The following is a 6994-nucleotide window of genomic DNA, read 5'->3' on the forward strand; positions in this document are numbered from 1 at the left end:
ATTATTCCCCTTTCACTAGAGTACCGATTTTGTCGCCCATTACTGCCCGACGAATATTGCCTTCTTCAGAAATGTTAAAGACGATCAACGGAATACTGTTATCCATGCACAAGCTGGACGCTGTTGAATCCATGACACCTAAACCTTTATTCAGCACTTCCAGGAATGTCAACTGGTCGTACTTCTTAGCGTTCGGGTCAAGGCTTGGGTCTGCAGAGTAAACACCGTCTACCTTGTTTTTCGCCATCAGGATTACTTCAGCTTCAATCTCAGCTGCACGCAGCGCTGCAGTCGTATCTGTTGAAAAGTAAGGGTTACCAGTACCGGCAGCGAAGATAACCACGCGCATTTTTTCCAAATGGCGAATGGCACGACGGCGTATGTATGGTTCTGCTACCTGTCTCATCTCAATCGAGGTTTGAACACGAGTCGGGACGTTCACTTTTTCTAACCCATCCTGCAAGGCGAGTGAGTTCATAATTGTGGCCAGCATACCCATGTAATCGGCTGTTGCCCGATCCATTCCTTTGGAGCTGCCGGAAAGTCCGCGCCAGATGTTACCTCCTCCGACGACTACTGCGACTTGTACACCCAATTCTACGATTTCCTTGATCTGGTTAGCGACGGAGAAAATAACTTTTGGGTCAATACCATACCCTAAGTCCCCCGCCAAAGCTTCCCCACTCAACTTTAACACAACCCGTTTATAGGCAGGAAGTGGCATGTGAAACGGCCTCCATTCATGAATCATTCTCTGTGCCCAGTCTTCATTCCTTCTAATTGGGAACAGGTACACACTGCTATTTACATGCAGAGAGTTTCACACAAAGTGAAACTCTCGCTTTGAAAATAGGGAACACGAAGGTGTTCCCTATAACCTTTATTATTGCTTATTAACTTGAGCCATTACTTCAGCTGCGAAGTCTTCTTGTTTCTTCTCGATACCTTCGCCTACTTGGAAGCGAGCGAAACCTTTCAAGGTAGCGCCTGCTTCTTTCAGCAGAGTAGCTACTTTCTTGTCAGTATCTTTTACGAATGGTTGCTCAACCAGTACGTATTCTTCGAAGAATTTGGAGAGGCGGCCTTCTACCATTTTCTCAACGATGTTAGCAGGTTTGCCTTCAGCCAGTGCTTGGTTTTTCAGAACTTCACGCTCACGCTCGATCTCATCAGCGGAAACTTCTTCACGGTTAGCAAAACGTGGGTTGGACGCTGCTGCGTGCATGCCCAGGTCGCGAGCCAGTGTTTCGTCTTGTGTACCTTCCAAAGTAACCAGAACGCCGATACGTCCACCCATGTGCAGGTAAGCACCGAAAACGCCGTTGTCTGTTTTCTCGGAGAGAGCAAAACGACGGAAGGAGATGTTTTCTCCGATAGTCGCGATTTTCTCGTTGATTACATGACCCAAAGTCTCGCCAGCACCTTTGAAAGGTTGCTCCAGAGCTTCTTCAACAGATGCAGGACGTTGGGATACAACGTGCTCAGCGATGTCTTTCACAAGTGTTTGGAACTCAGGGTTTTTACCAACGAAGTCAGTTTCGCAGTTTACTTCTACAACTGCTGCTACGTTTCCAGCTACCGCTGTCGCAGTCAAACCTTCAGCTGCAATACGTCCAGATTTTTTCGCTGCTTTCGCTACACCGCGCTCACGGAGCAAGTCAATTGCTTTTTCCATGTCGCCTGCTGTTTCTTCCAGCGCGCGTTTGCAATCCATCATACCTGCGCCTGTACGCTCGCGCAGTTCTTTAACCGCTTGTGCACTAATTGCCATTGAGTGAAACCTCCTCGAAAAGTTACGATCCTATTATAATCGAAAAGCAAGTCACCTGTTAACCTCGGCGACGCTATTCAGCAAAAAAGGATGGACGGGGGTTCTGACACCCTCAGTCCACCCTTTAACACACATGCTTACGCAGTTGTTGTTGCTTGTTGCTCTGTACCTTGGTTTCCTTCCAGGAGAGCGTCTGCCATTTTAGCAGTGAGCAATTTCACAGCGCGAATTGCGTCATCGTTACCTGGGATCACATAATCGATTTCATCTGGATCGCAGTTAGTATCTACGATCGCTACGATTGGGATACCCAATTTACGAGCTTCTGCTACAGCGATGCGCTCTTTACGAGGATCGATGACAAACAGAGCGTCAGGCAGTTTATCCATGTGAGCGATACCGCCCAAGAATTTTTCCAGACGATCCATTTCTTTGCGCAGAACGATAACTTCTTTCTTAGGCAATACTGCGAAAGTACCATCGTTTTCCATACGCTTCAGCTCAGCCAAGCGAGCAGTACGTTTTTTGATGGTTGTGAAGTTTGTCAGAGTACCACCCAACCAACGTTGGTTGATGAAGTAGTGACCTGTGCGTTCTGCTTCTTCTTTAACGGATTCTTGTGCTTGTTTCTTCGTACCTACGAAGAGGATTTTTCCGCCGTCTTGAGCGAGTTCACGCACGAAGTTGTACGCTTCCTCTACTTTTTTAACGGTTTTTTGTAGGTCGATAATGTAGATTCCGTTACGTTCGGTGAAGATATAGCGAGCCATTTTCGGGTTCCAACGACGAGTTTGGTGACCGAAGTGTACACCAGCCTCGAGCAATTGTTTCATCGAAATTACTGCCATATTTCACACCTCCTTCAAAAATGGTTTTTGTGATGCCTACCTCCGTCTCACCGCATGTTCCAAGCAATTCTGCCATAGGCAGCACCGTTGCCGGAATTGGTGGACGTGCGATTTCAACACCGTAAATGAATATATCACATGGAAGTTTCAATTGCAACAAACGAATTCCATTTATTTCGTAAAAAAGTTTTGACCCTTTTGACAGACGACAAACGGACACATTTCGTTACATTGAAAAAACCGCCTATTTTTTAGGCGGCGTTGTTATCAATTTGACGATGTCTGCTTCCTTAGCGGCAGTCGACACTTCATAGGTGCCGACTCGAATACGATTTAGCTTGTCACTGGCACGTAGTTGGGCCACAAATTGATTGTCGGCAGGAAGAATTCCTTCCTTTACTAAAATCTGCGCTACATCCTCTGCGGTTGCTTTGTAAGGAACAGTGAAAGAAACCTTCTTATCCGCCAAAGGTGCCTCCACTATCGGAGGTTTAGGTGCCTCCGCATTTGGTGATGTTGGTGTCTGTGTATTCGGTACGGTAGGAGTAGGCTGGACGTCCTTATTCACTGGATCTGTTGGCGGAGTCACCTTTTGCTCCGATGAAGCTGCAGGTGTCGTAGGCTGTACAGTTGGCGTCTGCGGTTGCTTTGTCACAGGCGCCACTGTTTGTCCTACCTTTGGCGTAACTGGCGCCTTGGGCACTCCAGGAGCTGGCTGGACGTTCACTTTCTTTTCTTCTTGCCACTGTTTGTATTCATCTGCTGTAAGTACGACCATTTCCAGCTCTTGTGCGGCTACTTTCATTTGATCGACAGTCATCGCCGGAGCTTGCGCAGTCTGCTTAGGAGCCAACAGTCCGATAATGGAGGTAGCCACAATCAGACCTGCTCCAAACCCGAATAATAGCTCTTGTTTACGCATCGGCCAGACCTCGCTCATGCCTGTCAGCCAAGGAAAAGATCAAATCGATTTCCCCTCTGCCGGCACCTAGTCGTTTTGCGATCTCATCCCGAGACAAACCTTCTTTACTCAGCTCAAAGGCACGGCGATAACGTTCTCGCAGTGCCAGCATATCCACCTCTTGTACTTGAGGTGCTGGTTCTATCCTATGAGTGTCCTTTGGAGCTTCTTGCTTGTTGTGGCTTTCACTCGTTTGCCATTGCTCTTCCATATAGTCTAATCGCTTGCGCAAACTCGCGATATCCTCGAGAAGGTCCGCTCTCATTTCCTGCCATTCTGCAGCAAGAAGATTGGTTTCTTGCTTTACCTGCTTTTGAAGACGTTGCACGCTTTTTTCGAGCTCGTCCTTGTCCGTCGTGCGTTGTGTCGGTAATGAGGAAAAGGAGTCAACAGGCTGCTTCTTTTTAATGATAAAAGCAAGAAGCATGCTGATCATTCCTGCTCCAATCAGGATGGGATACACTACGTCCATGTTGTCCACCTTTATTTCTGGCTTGACTTCGTTTATAAAGAAATATCTATAATACGTCCACGCAACGGGTCTCTCATGAGATCAGCATTCGTAGATACACCTTCGCTCGATTCGGACATTTGGCTCCCAGTGGATTCTTTTTTGTCCTGATGCTCTTGCTGTCCTTGTTTTTTTTCCCGTTCGCGTATCTGGTTCTTTTGTGATTGCTCAAGATCGGTCGGGCGCTGACGCATATGTTCATCCAGGTCTCTTCGTTGATCAATCATTGATTGTTGTTCATGCATGGTTCGTTGTTGCTGATGCTCCTGAATTCGGCTGACTTCTAACGTGCGTGGTATTGCCACCTGCAATTCAACCGCTTTCAAACTCATATGGCCCCAACTCCCTTTGTCACACTAAGTATGTAAGCATCCTGGATTAGATGAGAGTTGCTGTGCTAATTTCACCGTCCAGCACAATAAATCGCGTTCTCGCATACTCGTGCTTGATAAAGTGCACCAGCTTTCCAAACGTCATTTTAATTCCTGGATACATTACATGATATGCCTCAATAGCTGCTGGGCCTTCCCCTTTTAGCTCGAGTTCAATATCATTTCTGCGCGCTTCCAATTCCTTACTTTCTTTTTCCAGAACCAAACGAGTATTGGTTAGCTTGATTTGCATGAGACGTTTGTCTGCTGGAAGTTCCTTGCTGACTTGAAGGATCTGATTCATAACGCCAAGGCCTTGATCTGTTTTGCGTAAATTTTCATACACATTTTGTAGTTCTTTTTGAATGTTCGCAAGTTCTTGTCTTAATTCCGGTTTTACTCCTACTTCGAGTATCGTAGGAGTGGCGCTGCTGTTCCCAAATACTCGTGCCACAATCTTTTCCCCAGCCTGCAGTACGCCGCCAATAATGAATCCTTTTGACCCTTTGCAAATGATTTGCTTTCCGGCACGTACGGTGGAGAACATGATGCTTTGTGAAACAATCACTTGATTGCCAGCCGTTACATTGGCGTTTTGGATAAAGGATGTCCGGACATCTTTCCCCGCAACAATGCAGCCTTTGTCCTGGGCAACAATCCCGCTTTTGATCTCAATAGAACCTTCCGCGTACAGCTCGGCCCCTTCTACACTGCCAAGTACGCGTATATCTCCTGATGACTTTACGCGAAAGCCATTCAATACGTTCCCGCGAATGACCACCGTTCCCACAAAATCAATATTGCCAACACCAAAATCAACATCCCCGTTTACTTCAAATACGGGAAACACGTTCATTTTTGCCTGTTCCGTAAAGGATACTTGTCCGTCAATAGCGGCGTATAGCATCGTCCGCTCTTGATTGAGCACAACATTTTTCCCAGGCTTTATGTTTATTTCCTTGCCGGCTTTGGGAGCGATGGGCTCTCCGGTAACTGCTGTGCCTGGTTGTCCCTGGCTTGCTGGTATTTTACGTGCCAAGAGTTGTCCTTTTGCTACATTGGGGATTGTCGTCACATTATAAAAATCAACTCGGCCATCCTCTAGCTCTTTTGGACCTTCCCCTTCATTAATAGATGCCAAATAAGGGTACTCGATAGTCCCATCGGTTCCGGCCACAGGTGCAATCCCTTGAGCAACCTTTACTCTCGCGTTTGCGTACTTCGCGGGTAAGGTGCACAAGTCCCGAACTACATCATCGAGAATTCCATATTTCACATTGCTTGCTTGTAAGGCTTTATAGACATCTGTTTCCAAGATGACAATTTCATCGATATCTTGTTCGTCCATACGAAGAAGTATTTCGGCCTCCAATTTATCAGCTGAAATTTTTACTTCTATTTTATAATTCCCGATCCCTTCCATCATTCTACCCCTCTCAAGCTTGGGTAATGTCCCCTTACATCAATTGCGATTTCCATCTGGACAACGCAGAACGAAGTCGGAAAAGAGCTTTGGAGTGCAGCTGGGATATTCTTGAAGGTGACAAGCTCATGATTTCCGCAATTTCTGATAAGGTCATTTCTTCAAAATAAAACAAGGAGACAACCAGTCGTTCCTTTTCAGGCAACTTGTCGATGACCGTTACTAGAACCTCTTTTAAGCTGGATACTTCCGCCACATTATCAGGCCGAGGTGTGATCTCGTCGATGATATACGAATGCCTTGCTGTTTTTTGTTCTTCTTCATCCCCTACTGCTTCATCGATTGAAACCATGCTGGCAAGAGAGGTTTCCAAGAAAACCTGTTGAAGCTCCTTTTTGCTTATTCCCAGATAATCAGACACTTCTTGATCGGTTGGCATTCGCAGCATTTGCTGTTCCAAGGTGGTGTATGCTTCTTCGATTTTTTTGGCCTTGTCTCGAACAGTACGAGGGATCCAGTCGTTCTCGCGTAGTCCATCGATCATTGCGCCACGAATCCTCCACATAGCGTACGTCTCAAATTGGAGACCCCGGGTGTGATCGAATTTAGCCAAAGCGTCCAATAGCCCAAAGCGCCCATAACTAATCAAGTCATCCTTGTCCACATTTGATGGCAGATTAATTGCCAACCGATTTGCCACCTTGTCTACCAGTGGCAAAAACCGCGTGACCAAGTCAACCTCCGCCTCGCGACTTCCCTCTTGCTTCCACATGACCCATTTATCGAACTCTTTTGCTTTTTCTTGACTGGTTAGCCGTGCCACGAATAGTCACCAACCTTTACTCATCTGATAAGCGCCTAACGACCTCTGCAACGGTGGCTGGATCCTCAGTAGGATGAATCCTTTCCATGTTGTTGATTAAGAGTGGTGCAAATGTCTGTTCTTCCTGTTCGAATTGTTGTCCAATTTCCAGAACGACCCCACCTTCTGCTAGAGGAGAGCTTGTCCCCTCTAGCGTGTCCGTAACCATTGGTGGAGTAGATGACTGTATGAACGTTGCGAGCAGCCAACGAATTGGAAATGCAGCGAGGAAGAATAGGACAAATGC

Annotated in this window: 9 protein-coding genes; all 9 read right to left on the reverse strand. The window is 46.6% G+C overall.

The features are described 5' to 3' along the window. Position 1: 1 nt before the first annotated feature. On the reverse strand, positions 2-724 hold the full coding sequence (pyrH, locus tag KB186_RS03020) for a UMP kinase (RefSeq protein ID WP_007719254.1): 723 nt from the start codon (positions 722-724) through the stop codon (positions 2-4). Positions 725-883: 159 nt separating this feature from the next. Further along, positions 884-1771 (reverse strand): translation elongation factor Ts, encoded by an 888-nt coding sequence (gene tsf / locus KB186_RS03025; protein WP_173607996.1) that lies wholly within the window; start codon positions 1769-1771, stop codon positions 884-886. A 137-nt stretch (positions 1772-1908) separates the two neighbouring features. Beyond that, entirely contained in the window at positions 1909-2619 is a 711-nt protein-coding gene (rpsB, locus tag KB186_RS03030; protein WP_015891726.1) for a 30S ribosomal protein S2, read from the reverse strand. A 244-nt stretch (positions 2620-2863) separates the two neighbouring features. Continuing rightward, positions 2864-3559 (reverse strand): DNA polymerase III subunit gamma/tau, encoded by a 696-nt coding sequence (locus KB186_RS03035; RefSeq protein ID WP_370646638.1) that lies wholly within the window; start codon positions 3557-3559, stop codon positions 2864-2866. Beyond that, positions 3534-4061 (reverse strand): DUF6115 domain-containing protein, encoded by a 528-nt coding sequence (locus KB186_RS03040; protein ID WP_173607998.1) that lies wholly within the window; start codon positions 4059-4061, stop codon positions 3534-3536. The genes KB186_RS03035 and KB186_RS03040 overlap by 26 nt, the downstream gene beginning before the upstream one ends. A 23-nt stretch (positions 4062-4084) precedes the next feature. Further along, entirely contained in the window at positions 4085-4423 is a 339-nt protein-coding gene (locus tag KB186_RS03045; RefSeq protein WP_173607999.1) for a hypothetical protein, read from the reverse strand. A 46-nt stretch (positions 4424-4469) separates the two neighbouring features. Next, complete coding sequence (locus tag KB186_RS03050; protein WP_173608000.1) at positions 4470-5888, reverse strand: flagellar assembly protein A; 1419 nt, start codon at positions 5886-5888, stop codon at positions 4470-4472. A gap of 31 nt (positions 5889-5919) precedes the next feature. Then, positions 5920-6708: a FliA/WhiG family RNA polymerase sigma factor gene (locus tag KB186_RS03055; protein ID WP_232773065.1), complete on the reverse strand. Its 789-nt coding sequence runs from the start codon at positions 6706-6708 to the stop codon at positions 5920-5922. Between the two features lie 16 nt (positions 6709-6724). Next, positions 6725-6994 (reverse strand): hypothetical protein (locus KB186_RS03060; protein ID WP_232773066.1); only part of this gene is annotated, 270 nt, incomplete at its 5' end.

It is taken from the genome of Brevibacillus sp. AF8, from assembly GCF_021270385.1.
Lineage (GTDB): Bacteria > Bacillota > Bacilli > Brevibacillales > Brevibacillaceae > Brevibacillus.

Coding starts and splice junctions, on each gene's coding strand:
- pyrH (WP_007719254.1), bottom strand. CDS start 724: ATGCCACTTCCTGCCTATAAACGGGTTGTGTTAAAGTTGAGTGGGGAA.
- tsf (WP_173607996.1), bottom strand. CDS start 1,771: ATGGCAATTAGTGCACAAGCGGTTAAAGAACTGCGCGAGCGTACAGGC.
- rpsB (WP_015891726.1), bottom strand. CDS start 2,619: ATGGCAGTAATTTCGATGAAACAATTGCTCGAGGCTGGTGTACACTTC.
- KB186_RS03035 (WP_370646638.1), bottom strand. CDS start 3,559: ATGAGCGAGGTCTGGCCGATGCGTAAACAAGAGCTATTATTCGGGTTT.
- KB186_RS03045 (WP_173607999.1), bottom strand. CDS start 4,423: ATGAGTTTGAAAGCGGTTGAATTGCAGGTGGCAATACCACGCACGTTA.
- KB186_RS03050 (WP_173608000.1), bottom strand. CDS start 5,888: ATGATGGAAGGGATCGGGAATTATAAAATAGAAGTAAAAATTTCAGCT.